A 25,853-nucleotide genomic window follows, 5' to 3' on the forward strand; every position below is an offset into this window, starting at 1 on the left:
ACCGTTTTAACGCTCCGCCGGGTGATCCGCGTTGTACTCTCGAGGTGTGCAGCGACGAATCATGGGAATTGAGACAGAGTTCGGTGTGACGTGCACCTTCCATGGTCACAGGCGACTGAGCCCGGACGAGGTTGCGCGCTACCTGTTCCGGCGGGTGGTGTCGTGGGGCCGCAGCTCCAACGTCTTCCTCCGGAACGGTGCCCGCCTGTATCTTGACGTCGGCTCGCACCCCGAATATGCGACGGCCGAGTGTGACAACCTCATCCAGTTGGTCAATCACGACCGGGCGGGTGAGCGAGTTCTCGAGGAGCTGTTGATCGACGCCGAACAGCGGCTCGCCGAAGAAGGCATCGGCGGCGACATCTACCTGTTCAAGAACAACACGGATTCGGCAGGCAATTCGTACGGCTGTCACGAGAACTTCCTCGTGGCCCGGGCCGGCGAGTTCTCCCGGATCTCGGACGTGCTGCTCCCGTTCCTGGTCACGCGGCAGCTGATCTGTGGCGCCGGCAAGGTCCTGCAGACGCCGAAGGCGGCCACGTTCTGTCTGTCGCAGCGCGCCGAGCACATCTGGGAGGGTGTGTCGTCGGCGACCACACGGTCGCGGCCCATCATCAACACCCGCGACGAACCGCACGCGGACGCGGAGAAGTACCGTCGCCTCCACGTCATCGTCGGCGATTCGAACATGTCCGAATCCACCACCATGCTGAAGGTGGGTACGGCTGCTCTCGTCCTCGAGATGATCGAGGCCGGGGTGTCGTTCCGTGATTTCGCGCTCGACAACCCGATCCGCGCTATCCGTGAGGTCAGCCACGACGTGACTGGACGTCGCCCGGTGCGGCTGGCCGGCGGCCGGCAGGCCAGCGCTCTCGACATCCAGCGGGAGTACCACGCGCGTGCGGTCGAACACCTGCAGAACCGCGACCCCGATCCGCAGGTCACGCAGGTGGTGGACCTGTGGGGCCGGATGCTCGACGCCGTCGAGACGCAGGACTTCGCGAAGGTCGACACCGAGATCGACTGGGTGATCAAGCGCAAGTTGTTCCAGCGCTATCAGGACCGGCACGGCTTCGAGCTGGCCGACCCGAAGATCGCGCAGCTGGATCTGGCGTATCACGACATCAAACGCGGTCGCGGTGTGTTCGACGTGCTGCAGCGCAAGGGGCTCGTGAAGCGGATCACCGAGGACGAGACGATCGAGGCGGCGGTCGACACCCCGCCGCAGACCACGCGGGCGAAGCTGCGCGGCGAGTTCATCACTGCCGCGCAGGAGGCCGGTCGCGACTTCACGGTCGACTGGGTGCATCTCAAGCTCAACGACCAGGCCCAGCGGACCGTGCTGTGCAAAGACCCGTTCCGGTCGGTCGACGAGCGAGTGGAGCGGCTGATTGCCTCGATGTAGCCGCGCTGAGGGAGTCCGGAACGGGCTCACCCACTAGGCTTCCGGGCGTGCCGACTTCCAAGATCGAGCGCTTGATGAACCTGGTGATCTGTTTGCTGTCCACCAGACAGTTCCTCACCGCCGAGAAGATTCGCGAGAGCGTTGCCGGGTACGCCGACTCCGCCAGCGACGAGGCGTTCAGCCGCATGTTCGAACGCGACAAGAACGAACTACGGGATCTCGGTGTTCCGCTGGAGACGGGGCAGGCGTCGCGATTCTCGACGGTGGAGGGCTACCGCATCAACCGCAACGCGTACGAGCTGCCCGACATCGACCTCAGCCAGGAGGAGTCGGCGGCGGTCGCGGTCGCGGTCCAGTTGTGGGAGTCGCCCGAGTTGACGTCGGCCGCCCAGGGGGCGTTGCTCAAGCTGAGGGCGGCCGGTGTGCAGGTGGATCCGGACTCGGCGGCTACTCCGATCACCGCCGTCCCGGCCCGGACCCGCGGCTCCGAGCCGGCGCTCGGGAAGTTGCTTGCGGCCGTCGACGCCGGCCGCGCCGTGCACTTCCCGCACCGCGGTGCCCTCAACGAGCCGTACATCGAGCGCACCGTGGAACCCTGGGGTGTCGTCACGGCGCACGGCCGGTGGTATCTCGTCGGTCACGACGTCGACCGGGGCGCGGTCCGGACGTTCCGGCTGTCGCGAATCGGCGACGATGTGCGGGAGTTCGGACCGTCGGGGGCCGTGCACAAACCGGCTGGTGTGGACCTGCGGGAGATCGTGGACCGCGTCACCGGTTCGGGGGAGGTCACCGGGACCGCCACGGTGTGGGTGGCCGAGGGACGCGCCCAGGAACTGCGCCGGCTGGGGACGGCGACAGGGGTGAAGCAGGTGAACGAGCGCAGCGGCACCGTGCTCGAGATCCCGGTCCGCTCCCGGGACTGGATTGCGCGGCTGGTCGCCGGCCACGGCGCGGACGCCCTGGTCCTCGACCCGCCCGAACTACGCCACGATGTGCTGACCAAACTGAAGGATGCCGCAGGGGACGGGGGCACGTCGTGAGCAACAGGCTGTCGTCGAGACTGTCGCGGCTCCTCAATCTGGTGCCCTACTTCATCGCGAACCCCGGGATGAGTGCGGCCGAGGCCGCCGCGGAACTGGGCGTCACCACCACACAGCTGATGTCCGATCTCAATCAGCTCTGGGTGTGTGGGCTGCCCGGATACGGTCCGGGCGACCTCATCGACCTCTCGTTCTCCGAGGAGAGCATCGAGGTGACGTTCTCGGCGGGCATCGACCGACCGCTGCGGTTGACCTCGACGGAGGCGACGGCCCTGCTGATTGCACTGCGTTCGCTGGTGGAGATGCCGGGGATGGTCGACCCGTCGGCGGCGCACAGTGCGATCGCCAAGATCGAGGATGCCGCGGGCACCGCGGCGGCCCGCGCGACGGTGACTCCGACGTCGGAGCGGGATGCAGCGGACGACGTGGCGGAAGACCCGATCGCCGCCGCGGTGCGATCCGCGCTCCATCGCCGCCGTGCTCTGCACCTGACGTACTACTCGGCGTCCCGGGACCGGGTCACCGAGCGGACCGTGGATCCGGTGCGGATCGTGCTCGTCGACAATCACAGTTATCTGCAGGCGTGGTGCAGGCAGGCCGAGGGGGTCCGGTTGTTCCGGCTCGACCGGATCGACGCGGCCACCGAACTGGACGAGCCGTCGAACCCGCCCGCGCAGGCCCTCGTGCGGGATTCCAACCTCGAACTGTTCAGCGGCGACGCGTCGCTGCCGCAGGCACTACTGCGCATCGGTGCCGACTGCGTGTGGGTGCTCGACTACTACCCGATGGATGTCCGCACGGTCGCCGCCGACGGCTCGGTCGAGGCGAGCATGAGCTACGGGGCACTCGAGTGGATGGCGCGACTGGTCCTCGGGTTCAGTTCCGGAATCACGGTGCTCGGACCGCCGGAACTGGTCGACGAGGTGCGACGCCGGGCGGTGGAGGCGTTGTCGGCGTACGACGCCGTCGAGGCGTGAACGACGCCGTGCGTGCGCCGCGGGTCAGCGTGTTCGGCGCGGGCAGCATCGGTTGCTATCTCGGGGGTCGACTCGCGGCGGCCGGCGCCGAGGTCACGCTGATCGGCCGTGAGCACATCGGCTCGGAGATCCGCGCTCATGGGTTGCGCCTGACGGACCTGCACGGCGCGGACATCCGGGTCGGTGCCTCCGACCTCGCCTTCACCACCGGCCCCGAGTCGGCGGCCACCGCCGATCTCGTTCTCGTCGCGGTGAAATCGGCGGGCACACCGGCGGCGGGGGTCGCTCTGGCACCGGTGCTCGGTCCCGGCACGGTGGTGGTGAGCACGCAGAACGGGCTGGGCAACGCGGACACCCTGCGTGCGGCGTTGCCGGGGCACGTCGTTCTGGCGGCGACGGTGCTGTTCAACGTGGTGCACCGCGGCGACGGACATTTCCATCAGGGCTCCGAGGGCGACCTCGAGATCGAGCAGCATCCGGCGGTCGGCGCCGTCGCGCCGATGTTCGGCGACGCCGGGCTTCCCCTGCACGCCCGCGAGGATTTCCGTGCCGTGCAGTGGGCGAAATTGCTGCTCAATTTGAACAACGCGGTCAACGCCCTGTCCGGTCTGCCGCTCCGCGAGGAGTTGTCGCGGCGGCCGTTCCGGCGCGTTCTCGCGCTGGCGCAGCGAGAAGCGCTCGCGCTCCTGGCTGCCCGCGGCATCGCTGTCGCCAAGCTCACACCGCTGCCGCCGCGATGGATTCCCCGGTTGCTGACCGTCCCGGACGGGGTGTTCCGGGTGGCGGGCAGCCGGATGCTGGCCATCGACCCGCACGCGCGGTCGTCGATGTGGGACGACCTCGAGGCGGGCAGGCGCACCGAGGTGGACTGGATCAGCGGGGAGGTCGTGCGGCTGGCGGCGACGTCTGGCACGGTAGCCCCGGTAAATGCGCGATTGGTCGAACTGATCCGCGAGGCGGAGGCGGGCGGCAATCGGCACTGGGCCGGGGATGCCCTCCTCGCAGACCTCCGCGCCCAGCGGGCACCCAGGAATCCGGCAGGCAAACGGCAGCGCAACTAGCCAGTTTCGACCGGGCTGGTGCCGTGTATGTCCGGTAGCATCGGGGTCACCTGATCTTTTGGAGGTTTCATCATGGGAGCCATGAGCCCCTGGCACTGGGCCATCGTTGCGCTGGTCGTCGTCATCCTGTTCGGTTCCAAGAAGCTGCCCGATGCGGCTCGTGGACTCGGCCGCTCGCTCCGCATCTTCAAGAGCGAAGTCAAGGAAATGCAGAACGACAACAGCAGCAGCCCGGCGCCCACCGCGCAGCCGAGCGCGCCCGCCGAGCTGCCCGTGGCAGACACCACGACCGCCCCGGTGACTCCGCCGGCGCCCGTGCAGCCGCAGCACACCGAGCCGAAGTCGGCGTAGCCCGAGCCGCCTGACAACCGGGGTGACACGTCACCCCGGTTGACTGCTGACCGAGACTAGGGCGAATAACAGTGCGAATTCCGTTCGATCCGCGCAACAGCAAGCGGAGGACCAATCCCGACGGCACCATGTCGTTGGTCGACCACCTCTACGAGCTGCGGACACGATTGCTGCTGTCGGTGCTGGCCATCCTGGTCACCACGGCGGTGGGCTTCTACTGGTACTCCCACCAGATCTTCGGGATCGAAAGTCTCGGTGCGCTCCTGCAGGGACCGTACTGCTCGCTGCCGTCGTCGAGTCGCGCCGACCTGACCAGCGACGGGTCGTGCCGCCTCCTCGCGACCGGACCGTTCGAGCAGTTCATGCTCCGGTTCAAGGTTGCGCTGACGGCGGGCATCGTGCTGGCGTGCCCGTTCTGGCTGTACCAGCTGTGGGCGTTCATCACGCCCGGTCTGTATGCGAAGGAGCGGCGCTACGCGATCGGCTTCGTCGTGTCCGGTGCGTTGCTGTTCATGACCGGCGCCGTCCTCGCTTACGTAGTGGTCGCGAAGGCCCTGCACTTCCTGCTGACGATCGGTGACAACGTCCAGATCACCGCGCTCGGCGGCGCCGAATACTTCGGGTTCATCATCAACCTGCTGATCATCTTCGGCGTCAGCTTCGAGATTCCGCTGCTCATCGTCGCCCTGAACTTCGTGGGCATCCTGCCCTACACGAGACTCAAGGCGTGGCGGCGAGGCCTTATCTTCGCTCTGTTCGTGTTCGCCGCGATCGCCACCCCCGGGCAGGACCCGTTCTCGATGCTCGCCCTCGCGTTCGCGTTGACCGTGCTGTTCGAGGTCGCCGTGCAGATCGCCCGTCTCAACGACCGGCGCAAGGCGCGTCGCACGGAGCAGGAGTGGGGCGCCCTCGACGACGACGAGGCGTCGACCATCGCGGCGCCGACGGATCTGGACGAGGCGTTCGACGTGGCCGCGACCCCGGTCCCCGAGCCTGCCGGCCGGTTCCGGCGGTCCCGCAAGCCGGGCAGGTCCGGTGGGTCGGACAAGAACGACGACGCGAGCACGACCGGTAGCAACACACCGGGTCAGGACTTCTCCGACACCCTGTGACAATCTGACGGGGTGGCAGTGACAACAGGTGACACGACCGGCGGCGCCGAACTCGATGTGTTCTCGGCGCAGCTCGGTTTCGTGCTCGACCCCTTCCAGATCGACGCCTGCCGCGCGCTCGAGGGCGGCCACGGCGTCCTCGTCTGCGCCCCGACCGGTGCGGGCAAGACCGTCGTCGGCGAGTTCGCCGTGCACCTGGCCCTCGCCGCCGGGCGAAAGTGCTTCTACACCACACCCATCAAGGCCCTGAGCAATCAGAAGTACGCCGAGTTGGTGCGCCGGTACGGCAAGGACACCGTCGGCCTGCTGACGGGCGACTCGAGCATCAACTCGGACGCCCCGGTGGTGGTGATGACCACCGAGGTGCTGCGGAACATGCTGTATGCCGATTCCCCGGCGCTGCGCGGTCTGTCCCACGTCGTCATGGACGAGGTGCACTTCCTCGCCGACCGGTTCCGTGGGGCGGTGTGGGAGGAGGTGATCCTGCACCTCTCCGAGGACGTCCGCCTCGTCAGCCTGTCGGCGACCGTCAGCAACGCCGAGGAGTTCGGCGCGTGGATGGAAACGGTGCGCGGCGACACCACCGTGGTGGTCGACGAGAACCGCCCGATCCCGCTGTGGCAGCACATCATGGTCGGGAAGCGATTGTTCGATCTCTTCGATACGAGGGTGGGCACCGGGGACGCCCGCAGGGATCTGGTGGTCGACCAGGACCTGGTGCGGCACGTCAAACAACGTCAGGCGCTGGAGCGGGCCGACTCGTGGGAGTCGCGGGGCCGGGGACGCCGCGGCGGCGGCCGCGGGTATTCGAGCGATTTCCGGCCGTTGCCCCGACCCGAGGTGATCTCTCGCCTCGACGACGAGGGACTGCTCCCGGCGATCACGTTCATCTTCAGCCGGGCCGGGTGCGATGCTGCGCTGGCGCAGTGCCTGCGGTCCCGCCTCGATCTGACGACGCCCGAGCAGGTCGCCGAGATCCGGACGATCATCGACGCGCACACCGCGGAACTGCCGAAGGCCGATCTGGAGGTCCTCGGGTACTGGGAATGGCGCAAGGCGCTCGAACGGGGCCTGGCGGCGCACCACGCGGGGATGCTGCCCGCGTTCCGGCAGACGGTCGAGGAACTGTTCGTCAAGGGTCTGGTCCGGGCCGTGTTCGCCACCGAGACGCTGGCGCTCGGGATCAACATGCCTGCCCGCACCGTCGTCCTCGAACGCCTCGTGAAGTACAACGGTGAGGCCCACGCCGAACTCACGCCGGGTGAGTACACGCAGCTCACCGGTCGGGCCGGGCGCCGCGGCATCGACATCGAGGGTCATGCGGTGGTCCTGTGGCAGCCGGGGGTGGAGCCGGTGGACGTCGCCGGCCTGGCCTCCACCCGCACGTTCCCGCTGCGCAGCTCGTTCCGTCCTGGCTACAACATGACCATCAACCTGGTCGATCGGATGGGTGCGGCCGAATCGCGGGCCCTGCTCGAGCGTTCCTTCGCCCAGTTCCAGGCCGACCGTTCCGTGGTCGGACTGACCCGCGGGATCGAACGCAACGAGGCCGCGCTGACCACCCTCCGCGAACGACTCGGCGGCGAGGACGGGGAGTACTTCGAGTACGCGCGTCTGCGGGAGGAACTGAGCAGCCGGGAACGGTCGCTGGAGCGCGCCGGCCGGTCCGAACGGCGGGACGCCGCTGTGGCCTCCCTCGTCGCGTTGCGGCGCGGCGACGTGATCGCGATCCCCGTGGGACGGCACTCCGGTCTAGCCGTGGTGCTGGAACCGGACCGGGATCCGACCGACCCGAAGCCGTTGATCCTCACCGAGGCGAAGTGGGCGGGCCGGGTGTCGGCCGGCGACTTCCCCGAGCCCGCACGGTCTTTGGGATCGATGCGGTTGCCGAGACGCTTCGATCACCACACCGCCCGGGTGCGCCGCGATCTGGCATCGGCGTTGCGCAGCACGGGAATCGTCGCGCCGGGACGTCACAAGCGGAAGAAGGCGGGCGGCGCAGGCGACGACGCCGAGATCGCACGGTTGCGGCGCGCCATCCGGCAGCACCCCTGCCACAGTTGGCCCGACCGTGAGCAACTGAGCCGGATCGGGGAGCGGTACAACCGGTTGGCCCGGGAGACCGACACGATGCGGCAGAAGGTGGCAGCCACGACGAATTCGCTGGCGCGCACGTTCGACCGCATCCTGTCGCTGCTCGCGGAACGCGACTACATCTCGACGGGCGAGCACCCCGACGCCACGGAACACGGCACGCGGCTGAGCCGAATCTATTGCGAGAGTGACCTCTTGGTGGCCGAATGCCTCCGGCAGGGGGTGTGGAAGGGGCTCGGGCCCGCCGAACTCGCCGCCGTCGTCTCCGCGGTCATCTTCGAATCGCGTCGCGAGGGGGACACCGTCGAGAGCGGCGGTCCGGGAGCGCTGCGGCATGCCCTCGACGAGACCGTCCGCGTGTGGCGGGAATTGCGGGCGGACGAGATCCGGCACAAGTTGCCGCCCACCCGCGAGCCGGATCTCGGATTCGCCGCGGCGATCTACCACTGGGCGAGCGACAATTCGCTGGTCGAAGCGCTGATCGCGGCGGGGGATCAGGGGCGGGCCCTGTCCGCCGGCGACTTCGTCCGGTGGTGCAGGCAGGTGATCGACCTGCTCGAACAGGTCCGGTCGACATCGCCCGATCCAGAGGTGGGCAAGGCCGCGGGTCGTGCGGTGGCGGCGATCCGGCGCGGTGTCGTCGCCGTGGATGCTGCGTGACCCGACGCCGTGTGGTTGGATTCGCACGCCGTCCGAAGGCCCGAATCCGATGGTGGGGCGTTACGGTGGGTACAAAACTTGACACGTGAGCGGGAGGCGACGATGAGCGGCCCTTACGGACCGAACGACCCGAACGGGCAATGGGCCCAGGGACAGCAACCGGGCCAGGGTAATCCTGACCAGACGGGCGGCCAATACGGGGCGCCGCAGTACGGTCAGCAGCCGCCCGCCCAGCCGTGGGGGCAGCCGGCGCCGGGTCAGCCTCAGCAACCGGGTCAGCAACAGTGGGGCCAGCACCCCCAGCAACCCGGACAACCTCAGTGGGGTCAGCAGCCGCAGCCCGGTCAGCTCGGACAGCCGGGTCCCGGACAGTGGGGTGGTCAGCAGCCCGGTCAGCCGCAATGGGGCCAGCAGCCGGGTCAGCCGCAGCAGTGGGGGCCGACTCCCGGGCAGCAGCAGTGGGGGCAGCCGCCGTCGTCGGGGAAGTCGAAGCTGCCGTTGATCATCGGCGGTGTGGTGGCGTTGCTGGTGATCGTGGGCATCGCGCTCGTCCTCGCGTTCACCGTGTTCGGCACGGACACGCTCGACCAGAAGGCCGCCGAGGACGGTGTCGAACGCATCGTCACCGATTCGTACGGCGCCGAGAACGTCTCCGGTGTGACGTGCCCGGCCGATCAGGAAGTGAAGAAGGGCAACAGCTTCACGTGCAGCCTGACCGTCGACGGCGAGAAGAAGCAGGTCACTCTCACCTTCACCGACGACAAGGGCACGTACGAGGTGAGCCGCCCGAGTTAGGCCAGCCCGTCACGGAACCCGTGCGGCGGCCACCTTTTTCATCGCCGCCGTGAGACGGCCCACGGAATTCTCGATCCCGAGTTCCTCCGCCAGTCTGCCGAGCCGGTCTGCGTCGACCGGTTCGGCGGGCAGTGTGTCTTCGCGGGAGAATTCGACGTCCGCGTCGCGGACCACCCGCACCACAGGAAGCGCCGCGTCGAGATAGTCGGCGGCCGCGGCGAATTTCGCACGCGCACCCTTCGCCATGTCGGATTCGGGATCGGCCGCGGCGGCCCGCAGAGCCGTCAGCGACCCGTACTGCATGATCAGGCTCGACGCGGTCTTCTCGCCGATTCCCTTCACACCCGGCAGCCCGTCGGACGAGTCGCCGCGCAGCAGCGCGAGTTCCGCGTAGGCGTCGCCGGCCCGGTCGGCGGGCACCCCGTATTTCGCCGCCACCTCGCCGGGCCCGAGCAGTTCGGCCTTCGCGAGGCCGCGCACCACGTACAGCACCCGCACCGGCACCGGGTGGTCGGTGACGACCTGCAGGAGGTCGCGGTCGCCGGTGACGACGATGGTCGGGTCCCGGGTCTCGGTGGCGGCGAGGGTGCCGAGAACGTCGTCGGCTTCGAGGCCCTCGGCGCCCGCGGTCGCGATTCCGGTGGCGGCCAGGACATCCAGGATCATCGGGACCTGCGGCGACAGGGTGTCGGGGACCTCTTCCTCGGCCCCGCCGGTGTCCTCGGCGACGCGGTGCGCCTTGTACGTGGGCACCGCTTCGACGCGGAACGCGGGTCGCCAGTCGAGATCGAGGCACACCGCGAGCCGGGACGGCTGGTGCTTGGTGATCAGTGCGGCCACCATGTCGGTGAATCCGCGCACCGCGTTGACGGATCGACCGTCGGGTGAGGTGATCGAGTCGGGCAGCGCGTAGTACGCGCGAAACCACAGGCTGGCACCGTCGAGGAGAAGCAGAGGCCCTGTCATGACCCTCATCCTGCCAAACCGGTTTAGCCTGAAGCCATGAGTTCCCTCGGCGCATCGACTTCACGCTTCCCGACCACCATCTATGCCGACCGGATCGTTCGCGCAGGCGCACTGGCCCGCGACGCCGGACTCGACGGCCTCCTCGTCACTCCCGGACCGGACCTGCGGTATCTGCTGGGCTCGCGTGCGGAGTCGTTCGAGCGGCTCACCTGCCTGGTGATCCCCGCGAACGGCGACACCGCGTCCGTCGTGGTGCCGCGGCTCGAACTGGCCTCGCTCACCGAATCGGCGGCGGCCGAACTCGGGTTGACGATCCGCGACTGGGTGGACGGGGTGGACCCGTATGCGTTGGTATCGGCGTTGCTGCCGTCGCCGGCCCGGACCGCCGTCACCGATGCGATGCCTGCGCTGCACCTGATTCCGCTGTCGGAGGCACTCGGTGCGCTGCCGGTGCTGGCCACGGGAGTGCTGCGGGAGTTGCGGATGGTCAAGGACGACGCGGAGATCGACGCGCTGCGCCGGGCCGGTCAGGCCATCGACCGCGTGCACGCCCGCATGGGGGAGTTCCTGAAGGTCGGCCGCACCGAGGCCGAGGTGGCGGCCGACATCACTGCGGCGATCCTCGAGGAGGGGCACACCGAAGCGGCGTTCGTCATCGTCGGGTCGGGCCCGCACGGCGCCGACCCGCACCACGAGGTGTCGGAGCGGGTCGTCGAGTCCGGGGACGTCGTGGTCATCGACATCGGCGGACCCGTCGAACCCGGCTACAACTCCGACTCCACCCGCACGTACAGCATGGGTGAACCCGACCCCGGGGTGGCAGCCAAGTTCGCGGTCCTCGAGGAGGCGCAGGCGGCGGCCGTCGACCTGGTGCGTCCCGGAGTCACCGCCGAGGCGGTCGACGCCGCGGCCCGGGACCTGCTGGCCGCGCAGGGTCTGGCCGAGGTGTTCGTGCACCGGACGGGGCACGGAATCGGGTTGTCGGTGCACGAGGAGCCCTACATCGTGTCGGGTAACGGCATCGCACTGGCCGAGGGAATGGCGTTCAGTGTGGAGCCGGGAATCTACTTCCGCGGCGAGTGGGGCGCCCGGATCGAGGACATCGTGATCGTGACCGCCGACGGCTGTGAGCCGGTCAACACCCGGCCCCACGGGTTGACCGTCCTTCCGGGCTGAGCGCCGGGAGCGTGCGGGGGCGGTGCGGCGCGGGTAGTAACATCTCCCATTTGTTCACGACCGCACTCGCCGCTGCCCGTCCACGGCACGGCGGGATCACAGATCACACGAAGGTGTCATGGAGAGCGTCGCCCCGAAGGTAACCGTCGTTGTACCCACCTACAACGAACGCGACAACCTGCCCAAGATCGTCGAGCTTCTCGCGGCGTTGCAGATCCCGAACCTGCACGTGCTCGTCGTCGACGACAACTCGCCGGACGGCACCGGCGATGTCGCCGACGCGCTCGCGCAGAGCGGCCCGATCCCGGTCGGAGTGCTGCACCGCACGGTGAAGGACGGTCTCGGGCGCGCCTACGTCGCCGGGATGACCCGGGCGCTGGCGGAGGGAGCCGACATCGTGATCCAGATGGACGCCGACCTGTCGCACCCCACCGAGGCCATCCCGCGGATGGTGGAGACGCTGGCGACGACGGACGCGGCCGTCGTGCTCGGCTCCCGTTACGTGGCGGGCGGGGCGGTCGCGAGCGACTGGCCCTGGCATCGCAAGGCGCTGTCCGCGTGGGCGAACTTCTACGTCAACGCCATCCTGCGGTTGCGGGTCAAGGACGCCACCGCCGGGTTCAAGGCATGGCATGCGGACACGCTGAGGGCCATCGACGTCGACGGCGTGCAGAGCAACGGGTACGCGTTCCAGGTGGAGATGAACTACCGGACGGTGCAGCGCGGCATGACCATCGCCGAGGTCCCGATCCGGTTCGAGGAGCGCACCGACGGCGTGTCCAAGATGAGCCTGGCCGTGCAGCTCGAGTCCGCGCTGGTTCCGTGGAAGCTGCGGTTCAGTCGTGACGCAGCGCAGCCGAGCCGAGTACGCGGCTGACGGCGATTTCCACGACCACCCGGGTCGGGTTCACCCGGGGCTGGCGGTACCTGGCTGCGTAGCGGGCCACGGCGTCGGCGACCGACTCGGGGTCGGTCAGGACCCGGGCCGGGCCCTCGAGGGTCATCCAGCGCGGTCCGTCCACCTGGCTGACGGCGCCGTACCCGCCGCGTGCGGCGTTGAGGGCCTTCTGCGAGGAGCCGTTGGTGATGACCCGAGCGAGCCCGCGCTCCTGATCCCACGTGAAGCCGACGGCGACGACGTGCGGGGTGCCGTTCTTGCGGAGCGTCGTGAGCGTCCCGAGGTGGTATTCGCCGAGGAAGGTGAGCGCCGCATCGGTCAAGCGGATCGAGGTGGAGGGGGTGCGGTCCATGCTCCGACGGTAATCCAGGACACTGGACGGGTGAGCGTGGGATCGAAGAAGCACAATGGGAAGCCCGGCGACGACGGGGTGGTCCTCCTCCTCGGCGGTCGCAGCGAAATCGGCCTCGAGATCGCCTCGCGGCTTGCGCCCGGCCGGACGATCGTTCTCGCGGCCCGCCGCAGCACCGAACTCGCCGCCGAACGGCAGTCGCTGCTCGACGCAGGTGCGTCCGCGGTGGACTGCGTCGAATTCGACGCCGACGATCTCGACAGCCACGAGAAGCTGCTGCGCTCCGTCGTCGATGCCCACGGCCCGCTGGCGGTCGCGGTGCTGGCGTTCGGCATTCTCGGCGACCAGGCGCGCGCCGAGCGGGACGCACGGCACGCCGTCGCCGTGGTCCACACCGACTACGTGGCGCAGGTGGGTGTTCTCACGCATCTCGCCACCCTGCTCCGCGAACAGGGGTCGGGGCGGATTGTCGTGTTCTCGTCGGTCGCGGGTGTGCGCGTGCGCCGCGCCAACTACGTCTATGGGTCCGCGAAGGCCGGCCTGGACGGGTTCGCCTCGGGTCTCGGTGATGCCCTCCACGGCAGCGGTGTCTCGCTCCTTCTCGTCCGGTCCGGGTTCGTGATCGGCCGGATGACCGAAGGCATGTCCCCGGCTCCGATGTCGAGCACACCCGCTCAGGTCGCGGATGCGGTCGTGCGCAGCCTGCACCGCGGTGCGAGCCGAGTCTGGGTGCCGGGACGATTGCGCCCCGTGTTCTTCGTCATGCGGTTGCTGCCGCAGGCCGTCTGGCGCCGGATGCCGCGATGACCGACCCGATCGTCGTCGTCGGGATCGGCGCCGACGGGTGGGACGGTCTGGCGCCGTCTGCGCGACGCGAGATCGTGGGCGCCGACGTCGTGATGGGTTCCGCGCGTCAACTCGCCCTGCTTCCCGACCTCGCCGCGCAATGGGTGACTTGGCCGTCGCCGCTGGTCCCCGCGCTGCCCGGCCTGTTCGAGCAGCACCACGGCCGGCGGGTGTGCGTCGTGGCCAGCGGCGACCCGATGTTCCACGGCATCGGCGTGACGCTCGTCGACCTTCTCGGCGCGGAGCGGGTGCGGGTGATCCCTCATCCGTCCTCGGCCACCCTGGCCTGTGCCCGCCTGGGCTGGGCGGCGCACGAGACGCCGGTGGTCAGTCTCGTGAACAGGCCCGTTGACACACTCCTGCCCGCACTCGGCGATCAGACGCGACTGCTGGTGCTGAGCCGGGACGAACACACCCCCGCGGCTGTGGCGGATCTGCTGACCGAGCGCGGGTTCGGACCCTCGCGCCTCAGCGTGCTCGGCGAGTTGGGCGGCCCGGGCGAATCGAGGCTCGACGGCACCGCGTCGGGATGGGCGCACGAACCGGGGCCCCGGCTGAACGTGATCGCGATCGACTGCCGAGCCGACGCCGATACCTCCCGGCTGACCAGGATGCCGGGACTGCCCGACGTCGCATTCACGGGCGATGGGCAGATGACGAAACACGAGATCCGCGCCCTGACGCTGTGCGCGCTCGCCCCCGCGGCCGGGGAGTTGCTGTGGGACGTGGGAGGCGGGTCCGGCACCGTCGCGATCGAATGGATGCGCACCCATCCGCGTTGCCGGGCAGTGATTTTCGAACGCAGCGCGGCCCGGGGCGATCAGATCGAGGCGAACGCGACAGCGCTCGGGGTGCCGTCCCTCGCCGTGTTCGGCGACGCACCCGCCGCGTTCGGAGTCGTACCACCCGCATCGGCCGCGCCCGACGCGATCTTCGTCGGCGGCGGTGTCACGCAGGACGGTCTGCTCGACGAGTGCTGGTCCCGGCTCCGGGTCGGCGGTCGGCTGGTGGTCAATGCTGTGACTGCGGAGTCGGAAGCGCTTCTGCTGCAGTGGTTCTCCCGGTGCGGTGGGCAGCTCCGCAAATTTCAGGTGTACCGCGGCGAGCCGCTCGGTGGGTTCACCGCGTGGCGGCCGCAACTGCCGGTGGCGCAGTGGTCGGTGACGAAGCAGTCGAAAGGTGATGCGGCATGACGGTGTACTTCATCGGAGCAGGCCCCGGCGCAGCCGACCTGGTCACGGTCCGCGCGCAGCGGATCATCGCGGCGAGCCCCGTATGCCTGTACGCGGGCAGCCTCGTACCGCACGAACTCCTGGCGGAATGTCCCGAGGGGGCCCGGGTGATCGACAGTGCACGGCTGAGTCTCGACGAGATCATCGCCCTGCTGATCGAGGCCGACGCGGCCGGTCAGGACGTCGCCCGACTGCATTCGGGTGACCCGTCGATCTTCAGTGCCGTCGCCGAACAGGTCCGCCGGCTCGAATCCGCCGGGGTCGCGTACACGGTGGTGCCCGGGGTGCCGGCGTTCACCGCGGCGGCGGCGTCGCTGGGTCGGGAACTCACCGTTCCCGGTGTCTCGCAGTCGATCGTGCTGACCCGCGTGTCCACACTGTCCACCGCGATGCCGGCGGGTGAGGACCTGCGGTCGCTGGGCCGCAGCGGCGCCACGATGGTGGTGCACCTGGGTGCGCACCGGATCGATCAGATCGCCGAGGAACTCACCGAGAACTACGGCCGCGACTGTCCCGCCGCAGTCGTCGCGTTCGCGTCGCGTCCCGACGAGATCGTGCTGCGGGGTACCCTGGCCACCATCGCCGATCAGGTGAAGGCGGCGGGCGTCACGAAGACCGCCGTGGTGATCGTCGGGAAAGTGCTTGCCGCCGAAGGCTTTCCGGACAGCTACCTGTATTCCGCTGCACGCGAGCGCAGCACCCACTGATTGTGGCTCGGATTCTGATCCTCGGCGGCACCGGGGAGGCCCGAGCGCTTGCCGCGGCACTCGCCGACACTCCGGGTATCGAGGCCGTGTCCTCCCTCGCGGGCCGGGTCCGTGATCCGCGCCTGCCCGTCGGTGACGTCCGGGTCGGCGGGTTCGGGGGAGCGGACGGCCTCGCGGAGTGGTTGCGCGGGCATCGCGTCGACGCGATCGTGGACGCGACGCACCCGTTCGCGGCACGGATCACGACCAACGCCGCCGACGCCGCCGACCGTTGCGGGATTCCTCTCGTCGTGCTGCGACGTCCCGCATGGTCCCCGCGGCCCGGCGACAACTGGGTGTGCGCCGCGAACCTCGCCGCGGCGGCCGGACAGCTGCCCGACCTGGGCACGCGAGTCTTCCTCACCATCGGCAGGCAGGAAGTGGACTGTTTCGCCGGCCTGCACGCACTGTGGTTTCTCGTGCGCGCAATCGACCCGCCCGACGTGGCGATGCCGCCGCAGTCGACTCTGCTCCTCGCCCGCGGACCGTTCGCTGTGGCCGACGAGACCGCGCTGATGCGTGAGCACCGCATCGACGTCCTGGTCACCAAGAACAGCGGCGGCACGCAGACCGACGCGAAACTCGACGCCGCACGCGAACTCGGGGTCCCGGTGCTGATGGTCCGCCGTCCCCCGCTGCCGTCGGCGACGGCAACGGTCGAGGACATCGCCGGAGCGGTCGAGTGGATCGTCGCGGTGACCCGATGAGCAACCGGCCACGTGACGATCAGCAGGCCGGTGCCGGCGCGTCCTCGGACAGAGGCTTGCCCTCCGGCTCGGTGTAGAACGCGAGCAGGACCAGTGGTTCCGATCCCAGATTCGAGCCCTCGTGGACGTGATCGCTGCCGTGGTCCTCGGTGATGGCCTGGCCGGTGGTCGTCACCGCTGTCGTGCAGTCCTGCAAGGTGCGCGACAGCACGCCGGATTCCACGAACGCATACACCGGACCGTCGTGGTAATGCCATCCCGTGGTGCCGCCCGGGGCGATCTCGATGCGTCGCAGCGTGAGATGCGTGCCCCCTGAGCTGCCGGCGACCGCGGGAACCGTGGTCTCGAACAGAATCTGCGCGGTCACGCCCGAAGACGGCGTGGCCTGGGCGGGCGAAGTGGACAGCACCGCGGCTACGGCGCAGGACAAGACGACCACACTCGATCTGAGGAGCATCGTGACGACCTCTCGGCGCGCGGGCCCTGCGCACCGTACGCAGGTATCCAGGGGGAGTGCATTTCGGCGTGTTCAGGGTAGGGCTTCGTGGGGAGGGGCCGCGGGGATATCCGCGAAACCCGATCATCGTGCGGACGACCTCGGCCTCGGTGACACTGGAAGGGCCTGCGCGTGCGAGAGCGGGCGGTGTGACGTCGGAGCGGAGTGAGCAGGACGACCATGACGATCGAGCAGTTGCTGACGACGCACTTTCCGGACGATCCCGTGTCGGACGCCGCCCTTGCGACGGCGCTTCTCCGTCGCACCGCGCGAGAGCCGAATGCCCCTGCACTGGTCCGCATCTACAGTCCCGCACCGACGTTGTCGTTCGGCCGGCTCGATGCTGTCCGACCGCAGTTTCCGGTCGCTGCCGAGGTGGCACGGCAACACGGATTCACCCCCCTCGTCCGAGGCGCAGGCGGTCGCGCGGCGGCGTACCACGAACAGACGCTCGTCGTGGAGATCTTCTCCCGGGACTCGGAAGGCATGCTCGGAGCCCGCCCGCGCTTCCAGCGGATCACTCCACGACTCGTCGCCGTGCTGCGGAAACTGGGGGTCGATGCCCGGATCGGACCGGTCCCCGGTGAGTATTGCCCCGGTGAGTGGACGGTGAACGGCGCCGGTCGCGTCAAGCTGGCGGGCACCGCGCAGCGAATAGTCGCCGGGGCGTGGCTCTTCGGCTTCGAACTCGTCGTCTCCGACTCGGCTCCGGTGCGCGCGGTGCTCACCGACGTCAACGCCGCCCTCGACCTCGAGTTCGACCCCGGCACGGCGGCGTCCCTCACGGACCTGAACCCGTCGCTCAGTCTCGGACAGGTCCGGGCCGCAATCCTTGCCGAGATCGGCGTAGTCCACGAACGGACCGCAGATCCTGACGTTCTCGCGGAGGCCGCGAACCTGCGCGATGCGCACGTGGCATGAGGGCCCGGCACTGGCGCATCCCTGCTCGATCACCGAAATAACCTCCAGTGTCCGATGATTCGACTATCCCAGTCCGGCACGATCGGCTCCGCGAGCGTTCTGTCCCGGAGAACGCAAGCTTCGGTACAAACCGTTGGACCCCTGTTCTGCCGGCTTCTAGCGTTGTCGCAAAGCGTCCGGTGTGACGTGCAGCACGTGGAGAACACGGCGACACGTCGGGAATGTGTGGAGGAGCCCAGCATGAGTCTGCAGAACCGTCTGACCGAGAAATTCGGAATCGAACACCCGGTAGTCCTTGCACCCATGGACTACGTCTCCGATCGGCGATTGGCTACTGCCGTCGCCGAGGCAGGTGGGTTGGGACTCATCGGCGGCGGATACGGTGACGAAACCTGGCTGCAGGATCAGTTCGACCACGTGATGGCCGACGCGGTCGGTTGTGGCTTCATCACCTGGTCAATGGCGCAGCAACCGCAGCTCCTCCAGAAGACGATCGGCTACCGACCGGCGGCCGTCTTCCTCTCGTTCGGCGACCCCGCGCCGCATGCGCCTGCGATTCGCGCCGCAGGAATCCCGCTGATCTGCCAGGTACACAATCTCGCGCAGGCGCGCCGCGCGATCGAGGTAGGTGCGAGCGTCATCGCTGCTCAAGGCGGAGAAGCGGGCGGCCACGGAACGGGAACCCGATCGACGTTCACCCTGGTTCCCGAGATCGCCGATTACCTTCAGCGAGAGTCGCCGGAGGTGATGCTGCTGGCGGCCGGCGGAATCGGCGACGGCCGGGGCCTGGCGGCCGCGCTCGCGCTCGGAGCCGACGGCGCGCTCGTCGGGACGAGGTTCTGGGCGGCCGAGGAGGCGGCGATTCCGCGTGCGGCCCAGCACCGCGCGCTGCGGGCGGGTGGGGACGACACGATCAGGCAGAGCGCCTTCGACATCGTGCGCGAGAAGCCCTGGCCGACCCGGTACTCGGGGAGAGTCCTGCACAACGGCTTCATCCGACGATGGCACGGCGACGAGCCGGGCCTGCGGAACGCGCTCCGGGAGATGCAGGAGCAGTTCCTGACAGCGGTGAAGGCCGAGAACTACGACGTCGCGAATCTGATCATCGGTGAGGTCATCGGTCAGATCGATCGCGTCGAGACCGTCGCGTCGATCATGGACGACATGGTCGGCACCGCCGCCGCCATCCTAGGCCGCAGTTCCCACGACCTGGTATCCATCGGCTCCTAGCACCCGATGGACGCAACCTCGCACACCCCACTCTGCGTGTCCCTCCAGAAGGATTCCCCATGGCCAGCCAGTCCGTCTCACCACCCCTTCCCGGCAGCGGTGTCCCGAAGAGCAGTCTTCGTAAGATCATTGCCGCGTCCAGCGTCGGAACGTTGATCGAATGGTACGACTTCTACATCTACGGCAGCCTCGCCGTTGTCTTCTCCGGGATGTTTCTTCCCCGAAGGAAACGGAACCGCAGCACTTCTCGTCACGATCGCGGCCTTCGGCACGGGATTCGTCGTACGCCCCATCGGCGCCATCGTGTTCGGCCGGATGGGGGACCGGATCGGACGCAAGAAAACGTTCATGACCACCCTGCTCATCATGGGCGGCGCCACCACGATGCTCGGACTGATGCCCACCTACGACCACATCGGAATCCTTGCGCCGATACTGCTGGTGACGCTGCGGTTGCTGCAGGGACTGGCGATCGGTGGAGAGTACGGGGGCGCGGTCGTCTACATCGCCGAGAACTCCCCGGCGGAGAAACGCGGCGCCCTCACGAGTGTTCTCCAAACCACCGCGACCGGCGGTCTGCTCCTGTCGATCGGCGTCATCGTGCTCTGCCGGGTCGGATTGGGCGAGGGTGCATTCAACTCGTGGGGCTGGCGGATCCCGTTCCTTCTGTCCGCGGTCCTCGTGCTGTTCTCGCTGAAGATCCGCATGAAGATGCACGAGTCGCCGGTGTTCGAGGAGATGCGAAAGAGTGGGAACCTCTCGCGTTCCCCGATCAGGGACGCCGTCGCGCACAAACCGGCCTTCGCGTTGCTGCTCGTGGTGCTCTTCGGGGTCACGGCAGGTCTGGGAGTCGCTTGGTACACGAGCCAGTTCTACACGCTGTACTTCCTGCAGACGATCCTGAAGATCGACTTCCTCACGGCCAATGTCTCCGTCGGAATCGCACTGGTCATCGCGACACCGTTCTTCGTCCTCTTCGGAAAGCTGTCCGACAAGCATGGACGGACCCGGATCATCCTGTGCGGCCTCGTTTTTTCGGCAGCCGGCTACCTTCCGCTGTTCGCGTGGATTCGTCACGCCGCCGTCCACGGCGACCAGTTCCAGATGGTCCTGGCTCTGACGATCCAGGTCATCTTCGTCACCATGATCTACGGGCCCACGGCGGCATTCCTGTCCGAGCTGTTCCCACCACAGATCCGCTACACCGGACTGTCCCTGGCCTACCACCTCGGGACCGGGGTGTTCGGTGGCTTCACCCCTCTGGTGGCGCTCTCGCTCAACACCGCGACCGGCAACGTGCTCGCCGGTCTGATCTATCCCATCGCGGTCACTGCGATCACGGCACTGGTGTTCGTGCTGACGCTGCGGCGCGGAGTGGACAGTCCGGTCGTCCGGCAAGCCTGGAAGCAAATCGACTCCGAGTACGCAGCCGAATCGATCTCGGCGACAGCGGAACACCCGCGCGAATCCGTTCCGGCGCCGGAGGCCGCGACATCATGAACGGCACGCCCCGGTACGGCGCGATCGCGTTCACCGCCCCGGTCGCCGAGCGGCAGAAGGCGACGGGAAGCATCCACCGGTACGGGCGGAGGCGAGCGCAGGGCGAAAACGTCGGCGGGCCCGACGAACTGGACACCCGGGTAACCGCACTGATCCGAGCTGCCGACTCGTTCTTCATCGCGACGGTGACGCCCTCCGGGTGGCCCTACATCCAACACCGGGGCGGCCCGCCCGGCTTCGTACACGTGCTGAACTCCTCGACGATTGCGCTCGCGGATTATCCGGGAAATCAGCAGTTCGTCACTATCGGCAACCTCGACGCGAACGACGCAGTCGCCCTCTTCTTCATCGACTACCCCACCCGCACCAGAGTCAAGGTCTACGGGCGGGCCGAGGTCGTCGAGCGCGCCGACGATCCGGATCTCGTCGCTGGGCTCCTCACCACCCCCGGCGGGGTTTTCAAGGCCGGCTGTGACCGCGCGCTCGTCGTCCACGTCGAGGCGCTGGACCGGAACTGCACGAAGAACATTCCCCCGAAGTACGGCGAGGCCCGAATGGGGGAATCGCTCACGTTGGCCCGGAAGGGACTGCAGGATGAAATCGACGTCCTGCAAACCCGTAATACGGAACTGGAGCGGGAGATCTCGCAACTGCGTGGCTGCGGGAACGGTCAGCGGGGTTGACGGACGGGGGAACCGATGGGCGGGGGAGAGTTGCGGATCGCGGCGTCCCGCAACACCCGCAGCAGTGGCGTCACCCGGTTGCGGCGGTACACGAATCTCACGACCGCGGGCGGAGCACCGACCAGCGGGATGAACCGGACATTGCGGTGTGTCACGCGCCTCCGGGCGACTTCCGGAACCGTGCCCACGCCGCGATCCGCGGCGATCAGTTCGAGCCACTCGTCGAAGTTCGAGCAGGTCACCACCGGACCGTCGTGGTTCGGCCACAGATCTTCGGATGTGGTTCCGCTCAGGGTGTTGATGACCAGAGGAAGCGTTCCGAACTCGGCCCAGTCGATGGACTCGCGCCCGGCGAGTGGCGAGGCCGCCGAGACCGCCGCGATCCGCTGCTCCTCGAACAACGGATGCTGCACGAACTCGTCACCCGGGACATCCCGGCGGACGACGGCAGCGTCCACGGTGGCGTTGTTCAGTGCGGCGATCGGGTCGTCGCAGCGACGCGGAACGACGGTGGCCCGAGAGTTCTTCTCGACGTCGTCGATCACCTGCTGCGCCCACGGATCGGGGAGAAGCCAACTGAAGCCGAGGGCGAGGGATCGGTTGGTGTACAGCGCAACCGCGGAATCGAGATCACCGAGAACGACGCGCACCTTCTCGACGAACCCGGCGCCGTCCTCGGTGAGGGCGAGCGCACGCGAGGTCCGGTCGAACAACCGTACTCCGAGCGAGGCCTCGAGTTGCTGCACCGTTCGCGTCAGCGCCGGCTGTGTGATGTGCACCGCGGTCGCCGCAGCGGTGAACGAGCCCGCCTCGGCGACCGCCACGACCGCCCGCAGATGCCGCAGTTCGATGGTCATAACTGCCAAGCATAGATCCAGCCGAAACGGCATTTCCGCTCCCCGACGCAGCGGTGCACGATTGTGGACGGGAGGGTGAGAACGGCGTGAACCGCGGCGGTCGCCCATCCATCGACCGAAAGGATCCTGGTGTTCGATTTCGAGGATGACCTCAGAATTCCCATCGTCGGGGCGCCCATGGCGGGAGGGCCGAGCACCCCCGAACTCGTTGCTGCGGTCTCGTCTACCGGTGGCCTCGGTTTCCTTGCCGCCGGGTACAAGAGCGTCGAGGCGGTTCGGCGTGAGGTCGATGCGGTTCGCGCGCTGACGGGCGCACCGTTCGGTCTCAATATTTTCGTCCCCGGCCGCCCCTTGGCCGACCGTGCCGCGGTGGAGGCCTACCGGGAGCGGTTGCAACCGCTCGCCGAACGCAGGCAGGTGGTTCTGCCCGAGGTCGTCGACCACGACGACGACGCCTTCGAAGCCAAGGTCGGCCTCGCGGTCGAGCTTGCCGTTCCCGTGGTGTCCTTCACGTTCGGGCTTCCGCCACGAGACGTCGTCGATCGGTTGCACGCTGCCGGCGGTGCCGTGGTCGCGACGGTGTCGGATGTCGATGAGGCGCGGTCGGCCGCCGAGCGGGGAGTCGATGCGATTTGTCTGCAAGGAGTCGACGCTGGCGGGCATCGGGCGACGCTCGACGCAGATGCGGAGCCGGACCCACGTTCGACCCGCGACCTGGTCGACGCGGCCCGCGCCGCCGTCGACCTTCCCATCGTTGCCGCCGGCGGAATAGCGACCGGAGACGACGTCGCTGCAATGCTCGCGGCCGGTGCGGCTGCAGTCCAGATCGGTACCGCGCTCCTGGACGCCGACGAGGCGGGCACCAAGCCCGCTCACCGCGCCGCGCTGCACGACGACCGGTTCACCGAAACCGTCGTCACCCGCGCGTTCTCGGGTCGTCCCGCCCGTGGCCTGGTCAACGACTTCATCACCGACTTCGATGCCCACGCGGTGACGGCATATCCGCAGGTCCACCTGCTGACGAGTGGGCTGCGGGCCGCGGCAGGCGCCGCTGACGACCCGCAGGGCCTCGCCCTGTGGGCCGGCGTCGGGTACCGCAGTGCCCGGTCGGCCCCCGCCGAAGTGATCGTCCGGGACCTGTGGCGAGAAGCACGCGAAGTGTCATGGACATCGGCGACCTGAGCTTCTTCCTGGCCGTAGCCCGCGCCGGGGGAATCTCCCGGGCTTCGAAAGAACTTCTGACGGTTCAGTCGAACATCAGCTCACGGATCCGGGCGCTCGAAGACGAACTCGGAGTGGAACTGTTTCGCCGCCATGCGCGTGGAGTGACTCTGACGAACCCCGGCGAACGTCTGCTGCCGTACGCCGAACACATCACTCGGCTCGTACGCGAAGTGACGCAGGTCGTCGGCGACGATCGAGATCCTTCCGGTCGACTCGCGATCGGCTCCATGGAGACCACCGCGGGTTTGCGGCTCCCCGGGGTGCTGGCCGCCTTCAGCGAAGAATGCCCCCGTGTCGACTTCATCCTGACGACCGACACGACCGACGCCCTCACCGCCCGGGTGCTCGAGCATCGACTCGACGGGGCCTTCGTCTGCGGACCGGTGCGGCATCCGGATCTGGTCTCCCAGCAGGTGTTCATCGAGCAATTGGTGCTGGTGAGCGGTGTCCGCATCGTGGATCTGGACTCGGCGCGAGCCGACGGACGGCGGCACAAGGTCCTCGTCCTGCGGGCCGGCTGCGCCTACCGGGCCCGACTCGAGCGGCTCTTCGAACAGCACGAACTGCCGGCGCCGGACGTCCTCGAGTTCGGAACTCTCGAGGGCGTCCTCGGGTGTGTGGCCGCGGGAATGGGCGTGACCCTGCTGCCCCTGGGTGTGGTGACCGCGTCGCCGCTGGCGTCGTCCTTGAAGGTGCATCACCTCGCGCCGGCCGACTCGCGTGCGGAGACGCTCTTTGTCCGCCGTAAGGATTCGACGATGACACCGGCCCTGTCGCGGTTCCTGTTCCACACCCACGAGTCCAGGCGCCCGGCGTCGCTGAAATCCGTCGCTCGCTAGATCGGTGGCGAGTCCCCCGAACGCCGTTGGAAGAGAAGGCATGAATGCAATAGGTAGCGCCGACACGCGAATCACGCTCCGAACACCGACATCCCCGTGGCTCACGGTCGGCCAGGTGGGGGCGGCATTGGCGGCCGCCATGGGCATCGGACGCTTCGTCTACACCCCGGTTCTGCCTCTGATGGAGGCCCAGGCGGGATTGACACCGTCGGTGGGCGCCGCCCTGGCGACGGCCAACTATCTCGGCTATCTCCTCGGGGCGCTCGCCGGAATCGTCCTCCCCGCGGTGGTGCGCTCGGCGGTGGCCATGCGCGTCTCGATGCTCGTCCTGGCCGCCACGTTGGCGCTGATGCCGGCGACGTCCAGCGAGACAGCTTGGGGTATATTGCGATTCGGGGCGGGTGTGACCAGTGCGATGGTCTTCGTCATCGCCGTCAGTGCCATGCATTCCACTCTGCGCGGGCACGCGGCGCACCTGTCGGGTTGGGCGTTCGGCGGAATCGGAGCGGGCATCGCGCTGTCCGGGCTCGTCGTCCTCATCCTGCGGTCGTTGAGCACGTGGGGTTCGGTGTGGTGGGCGGCGGCGCTGCTGACCGTGGTCTGCACGCCGGCGGCGTGGACGCTTGCACCGACACACGCGGCCACCGCGACCGCCGCGGAGCGGACACAGTTCGGCGGCAAAGTGTTCCGCCGGTTCGGTGCTCTTTTCGTCAGCTATTTCCTGGAGGGCGTCGGCTACATCATTGCCGGCACGTTCCTCGTCGCGGCGATCAATCGGACCGCGGGCAGCCTCGCCGGCAGTGGCGCCTGGGTGCTCGTCGGGTTGGCGGCGTTGCCATCCGGTCCGCTCTGGGCGTTGCTCGGCCGACGATGGTCCCGTCCGATCCTGCTGGTGATCGCGCTCGTCGTTCAGGCCGTCGGCATCGCGCTGCCCGCGGTGGCGGACGGCATCTGGCCGGCCCTGATGTCCGCGTTCCTGTTCGGGGGAACATTCCTCGGCATCAGCCAGATGTCGCTGGCGATCGGGGCCGACCTCCAGTTCCCACGAGCGGTCGCGATCTTGACCAGCGGATACAGCCTCGGCCAGATCGCGGGCCCGCTTCTCGTCACGCCGCTGCTGTCCGACGGCTACCACCTGGCGTTGCTGGTCGCCTCGGGCATCGTGCTCGCCGCGGCACTCGCCGCCGCGGCGATGCCCGTCCTCACATGGCGTCTGTCGACACGAGACGGAGCCACAGCCTCAGGCGTGTGGTCGGATCGTCGAAGTCGATAGAGAACTCCTCGGTGAGACGGGTGAGCCGGTAGCGAATGGTATTGCCGTGCACATGCACTCGGTCCGCGGCCCTGGACACGTTCGCGTCCGAATCGAAGTACGCGCGCAGGTGATCAGAAAGTTGGTGTGATGGGCGGCGTCGTACGCTCGGATCGCATCGATGACGTCGAACCTGTCGAGATGCTTCTCGGCGATGCCACCCACCGCGGCGACGACGGGAGGTGCACTGATCGTCGTTGCGTAGGAGCCGATGTCACGAATCACGCGACGGTGGGCTGCCCGGGGATACTCACCCTCGCAGGGGAGATGTGCGTAGACGACCGAGTCGATCAGGGCGCTGTACGCACTGCGGAACTGGGGCGAAGGCCGCAATGGCGAATCCATCGGTGAACTGCAGTCCGAGTTGCGCAGC

25 protein-coding genes and 1 pseudogene are annotated in these 25,853 nt (G+C 68.3%); 21 read left to right on the top strand and 5 right to left on the bottom strand.

Features of this window, described 5'->3' with window-relative positions:
- The first annotated feature begins 46 nt into the window (after positions 1-46).
- The 8 genes from pafA to H0B43_RS32405 all read left to right on the top strand — a co-directional run bounded on the left by pafA (position 47) and on the right by H0B43_RS32405 (position 9,495).
- Positions 47-1,405, top strand: a complete 1,359-nt coding sequence (gene pafA / locus H0B43_RS32370; RefSeq protein WP_012687833.1) for a Pup--protein ligase — start codon at positions 47-49, stop codon at positions 1,403-1,405.
- A 47-nt stretch (positions 1,406-1,452) separates the two neighbouring features.
- Positions 1,453-2,445 (top strand): YafY family protein, encoded by a 993-nt coding sequence (locus tag H0B43_RS32375; protein ID WP_185724209.1) that lies wholly within the window; start codon positions 1,453-1,455, stop codon positions 2,443-2,445.
- Positions 2,442-3,422, top strand: a complete 981-nt coding sequence (locus H0B43_RS32380; protein WP_185724208.1) for a YafY family protein — start codon at positions 2,442-2,444, stop codon at positions 3,420-3,422. The genes H0B43_RS32375 and H0B43_RS32380 overlap by 4 nt, the downstream gene beginning before the upstream one ends.
- Entirely contained in the window at positions 3,419-4,483 is a 1,065-nt protein-coding gene (locus tag H0B43_RS32385; RefSeq protein WP_312033643.1) for a 2-dehydropantoate 2-reductase, read from the top strand. The genes H0B43_RS32380 and H0B43_RS32385 overlap by 4 nt, the downstream gene beginning before the upstream one ends.
- Positions 4,484-4,555: 72 nt before the next feature.
- A complete protein-coding gene (tatA, locus tag H0B43_RS32390; protein ID WP_185724207.1) occupies positions 4,556-4,834 on the top strand; it encodes a Sec-independent protein translocase subunit TatA in 279 nt (92 codons plus the stop codon).
- A gap of 71 nt (positions 4,835-4,905) precedes the next feature.
- Complete coding sequence (gene tatC / locus H0B43_RS32395) at positions 4,906-5,946, top strand: twin-arginine translocase subunit TatC (protein ID WP_185724206.1); 1,041 nt, start codon at positions 4,906-4,908, stop codon at positions 5,944-5,946.
- 18 nt (positions 5,947-5,964) lie between these two features.
- On the top strand, positions 5,965-8,700 hold the full coding sequence (locus H0B43_RS32400; RefSeq protein ID WP_185729727.1) for an RNA helicase: 2,736 nt from the start codon (positions 5,965-5,967) through the stop codon (positions 8,698-8,700).
- A gap of 102 nt (positions 8,701-8,802) precedes the next feature.
- Complete coding sequence (locus H0B43_RS32405; RefSeq protein ID WP_185724205.1) at positions 8,803-9,495, top strand: DUF4333 domain-containing protein; 693 nt, start codon at positions 8,803-8,805, stop codon at positions 9,493-9,495.
- A gap of 9 nt (positions 9,496-9,504) precedes the next feature.
- Here the strand turns inward: H0B43_RS32405 and H0B43_RS32410 are convergent, their stop codons facing one another.
- Positions 9,505-10,461: a 5'-3' exonuclease gene (locus H0B43_RS32410; RefSeq protein WP_185724204.1), complete on the bottom strand. Its 957-nt coding sequence runs from the start codon at positions 10,459-10,461 to the stop codon at positions 9,505-9,507.
- A 36-nt stretch (positions 10,462-10,497) separates the two neighbouring features.
- Here H0B43_RS32410 and H0B43_RS32415 point away from each other — a divergent pair, with 36 nt between their 5' ends.
- Positions 10,498-11,637 carry a Xaa-Pro peptidase family protein gene (locus tag H0B43_RS32415; RefSeq protein ID WP_185724203.1) on the top strand — a complete coding sequence of 380 codons (1,140 nt, stop codon included), beginning with the start codon at positions 10,498-10,500 and terminating at the stop codon, positions 11,635-11,637.
- A gap of 118 nt (positions 11,638-11,755) precedes the next feature.
- Positions 11,756-12,514 carry a polyprenol monophosphomannose synthase gene (locus H0B43_RS32420; protein WP_185724202.1) on the top strand — a complete coding sequence of 253 codons (759 nt, stop codon included), beginning with the start codon at positions 11,756-11,758 and terminating at the stop codon, positions 12,512-12,514.
- On the opposite strand, the gene H0B43_RS32425 is transcribed toward H0B43_RS32420, so the two are convergent.
- On the bottom strand, positions 12,474-12,887 hold the full coding sequence (locus H0B43_RS32425) for a TIGR03618 family F420-dependent PPOX class oxidoreductase (protein ID WP_185724201.1): 414 nt from the start codon (positions 12,885-12,887) through the stop codon (positions 12,474-12,476). The genes H0B43_RS32420 and H0B43_RS32425 overlap by 41 nt on opposite strands.
- A gap of 30 nt (positions 12,888-12,917) precedes the next feature.
- Here H0B43_RS32425 and H0B43_RS32430 point away from each other — a divergent pair, with 30 nt between their 5' ends.
- From H0B43_RS32430 to H0B43_RS32445, 4 genes are read left to right on the top strand one after another with little or no spacing between them, the layout of a single operon-like run.
- Positions 12,918-13,694, top strand: coding sequence for an SDR family NAD(P)-dependent oxidoreductase (locus H0B43_RS32430; RefSeq protein WP_185724200.1), 777 nt, complete (start codon positions 12,918-12,920; stop codon positions 13,692-13,694).
- Entirely contained in the window at positions 13,691-14,926 is a 1,236-nt protein-coding gene (gene cbiE / locus H0B43_RS32435) for a precorrin-6y C5,15-methyltransferase (decarboxylating) subunit CbiE (protein WP_185724199.1), read from the top strand. The genes H0B43_RS32430 and cbiE overlap by 4 nt, the downstream gene beginning before the upstream one ends.
- On the top strand, positions 14,923-15,672 hold the full coding sequence (gene cobM / locus H0B43_RS32440; RefSeq protein WP_185724198.1) for a precorrin-4 C(11)-methyltransferase: 750 nt from the start codon (positions 14,923-14,925) through the stop codon (positions 15,670-15,672). Before cbiE ends, cobM begins: the two co-directional genes overlap by 4 nt.
- Before the next feature lie 2 nt (positions 15,673-15,674).
- Entirely contained in the window at positions 15,675-16,418 is a 744-nt protein-coding gene (locus tag H0B43_RS32445) for a cobalt-precorrin-6A reductase (protein WP_185724197.1), read from the top strand.
- A gap of 19 nt (positions 16,419-16,437) precedes the next feature.
- On the opposite strand, the gene H0B43_RS32450 is transcribed toward H0B43_RS32445, so the two are convergent.
- Positions 16,438-16,875: a cupin domain-containing protein gene (locus tag H0B43_RS32450; protein ID WP_185724196.1), complete on the bottom strand. Its 438-nt coding sequence runs from the start codon at positions 16,873-16,875 to the stop codon at positions 16,438-16,440.
- Between the two features lie 219 nt (positions 16,876-17,094).
- Between H0B43_RS32450 and H0B43_RS32455 the strand changes: the two genes are divergently transcribed.
- The 4 genes and pseudogenes from H0B43_RS32455 to H0B43_RS32470 all read left to right on the top strand — a co-directional run bounded on the left by H0B43_RS32455 (position 17,095) and on the right by H0B43_RS32470 (position 21,248).
- Entirely contained in the window at positions 17,095-17,835 is a 741-nt protein-coding gene (locus H0B43_RS32455; protein ID WP_185729726.1) for a lipoate--protein ligase family protein, read from the top strand.
- A gap of 240 nt (positions 17,836-18,075) precedes the next feature.
- Positions 18,076-19,065, top strand: a complete 990-nt coding sequence (locus H0B43_RS32460) for a nitronate monooxygenase family protein (RefSeq protein ID WP_185724195.1) — start codon at positions 18,076-18,078, stop codon at positions 19,063-19,065.
- 59 nt (positions 19,066-19,124) lie between these two features.
- Positions 19,125-20,565, top strand: a pseudogene (locus H0B43_RS32465) (MFS transporter).
- Entirely contained in the window at positions 20,562-21,248 is a 687-nt protein-coding gene (locus H0B43_RS32470) for a pyridoxamine 5'-phosphate oxidase family protein (RefSeq protein WP_185724194.1), read from the top strand. The pseudogene H0B43_RS32465 and the gene H0B43_RS32470 overlap by 4 nt, the downstream one beginning before the upstream one ends.
- On the opposite strand, the gene H0B43_RS32475 is transcribed toward H0B43_RS32470, so the two are convergent.
- A complete protein-coding gene (locus H0B43_RS32475) occupies positions 21,236-22,105 on the bottom strand; it encodes a LysR family transcriptional regulator (RefSeq protein WP_185724193.1) in 870 nt (289 codons plus the stop codon). The genes H0B43_RS32470 and H0B43_RS32475 overlap by 13 nt on opposite strands.
- 129 nt (positions 22,106-22,234) lie before the next feature.
- Here H0B43_RS32475 and H0B43_RS32480 point away from each other — a divergent pair, with 129 nt between their 5' ends.
- Genes H0B43_RS32480 through H0B43_RS32490 form a run of 3 tightly spaced genes read left to right on the top strand, consistent with a single transcriptional unit; the run spans position 22,235 to position 25,441 of the window.
- Positions 22,235-23,287, top strand: a complete 1,053-nt coding sequence (locus tag H0B43_RS32480; RefSeq protein ID WP_185724192.1) for a nitronate monooxygenase — start codon at positions 22,235-22,237, stop codon at positions 23,285-23,287.
- Positions 23,269-24,168 (top strand): LysR substrate-binding domain-containing protein, encoded by a 900-nt coding sequence (locus H0B43_RS32485; RefSeq protein ID WP_185724191.1) that lies wholly within the window; start codon positions 23,269-23,271, stop codon positions 24,166-24,168. The genes H0B43_RS32480 and H0B43_RS32485 overlap by 19 nt, the downstream gene beginning before the upstream one ends.
- A gap of 40 nt (positions 24,169-24,208) precedes the next feature.
- The gene (locus tag H0B43_RS32490; RefSeq protein ID WP_185724190.1) at positions 24,209-25,441 is read left to right on the top strand and encodes a YbfB/YjiJ family MFS transporter; all 1,233 of its coding nucleotides are present in this window, start codon (positions 24,209-24,211) and stop codon (positions 25,439-25,441) included.
- Here H0B43_RS32490 and H0B43_RS41885 read toward each other — a convergent pair.
- Positions 25,371-25,520: a helix-turn-helix domain-containing protein gene (locus tag H0B43_RS41885; RefSeq protein ID WP_312033642.1), complete on the bottom strand. Its 150-nt coding sequence runs from the start codon at positions 25,518-25,520 to the stop codon at positions 25,371-25,373. The two genes, H0B43_RS32490 and H0B43_RS41885, sit on opposite strands and share 71 nt — an antisense overlap.
- Positions 25,521-25,853 lie beyond the last annotated feature (333 nt).

This window comes from Rhodococcus sp. 4CII, assembly GCF_014256275.1.
GTDB classification, from domain to species: domain Bacteria; phylum Actinomycetota; class Actinomycetes; order Mycobacteriales; family Mycobacteriaceae; genus Rhodococcus_F; species Rhodococcus_F wratislaviensis_A.

Bases quoted from the DNA above. Each gene is read 5' to 3' on its own strand.
- H0B43_RS32425 (WP_185724201.1), bottom strand. From the start codon at position 12,887: ATGGACCGCACCCCCTCCACCTCGATCCGCTTGACCGATGCGGCGCTC.
- H0B43_RS32420 (WP_185724202.1), top strand. From the start codon at position 11,756: ATGGAGAGCGTCGCCCCGAAGGTAACCGTCGTTGTACCCACCTACAAC.
- H0B43_RS32490 (WP_185724190.1), top strand. From the start codon at position 24,209: ATGAATGCAATAGGTAGCGCCGACACGCGAATCACGCTCCGAACACCG.
- cobM (WP_185724198.1), top strand. From the start codon at position 14,923: ATGACGGTGTACTTCATCGGAGCAGGCCCCGGCGCAGCCGACCTGGTC.
- tatA (WP_185724207.1), top strand. From the start codon at position 4,556: ATGGGAGCCATGAGCCCCTGGCACTGGGCCATCGTTGCGCTGGTCGTC.
- cbiE (WP_185724199.1), top strand. From the start codon at position 13,691: ATGACCGACCCGATCGTCGTCGTCGGGATCGGCGCCGACGGGTGGGAC.
- H0B43_RS32410 (WP_185724204.1), bottom strand. From the start codon at position 10,461: ATGACAGGGCCTCTGCTTCTCCTCGACGGTGCCAGCCTGTGGTTTCGC.
- H0B43_RS32475 (WP_185724193.1), bottom strand. From the start codon at position 22,105: ATGACCATCGAACTGCGGCATCTGCGGGCGGTCGTGGCGGTCGCCGAG.
- H0B43_RS32485 (WP_185724191.1), top strand. From the start codon at position 23,269: ATGGACATCGGCGACCTGAGCTTCTTCCTGGCCGTAGCCCGCGCCGGG.
- H0B43_RS32460 (WP_185724195.1), top strand. From the start codon at position 18,076: ATGAGTCTGCAGAACCGTCTGACCGAGAAATTCGGAATCGAACACCCG.
- H0B43_RS32415 (WP_185724203.1), top strand. From the start codon at position 10,498: ATGAGTTCCCTCGGCGCATCGACTTCACGCTTCCCGACCACCATCTAT.
- H0B43_RS32455 (WP_185729726.1), top strand. From the start codon at position 17,095: ATGACGATCGAGCAGTTGCTGACGACGCACTTTCCGGACGATCCCGTG.
- H0B43_RS32450 (WP_185724196.1), bottom strand. From the start codon at position 16,875: ATGCTCCTCAGATCGAGTGTGGTCGTCTTGTCCTGCGCCGTAGCCGCG.
- H0B43_RS32405 (WP_185724205.1), top strand. From the start codon at position 8,803: ATGAGCGGCCCTTACGGACCGAACGACCCGAACGGGCAATGGGCCCAG.
- H0B43_RS32470 (WP_185724194.1), top strand. From the start codon at position 20,562: ATGAACGGCACGCCCCGGTACGGCGCGATCGCGTTCACCGCCCCGGTC.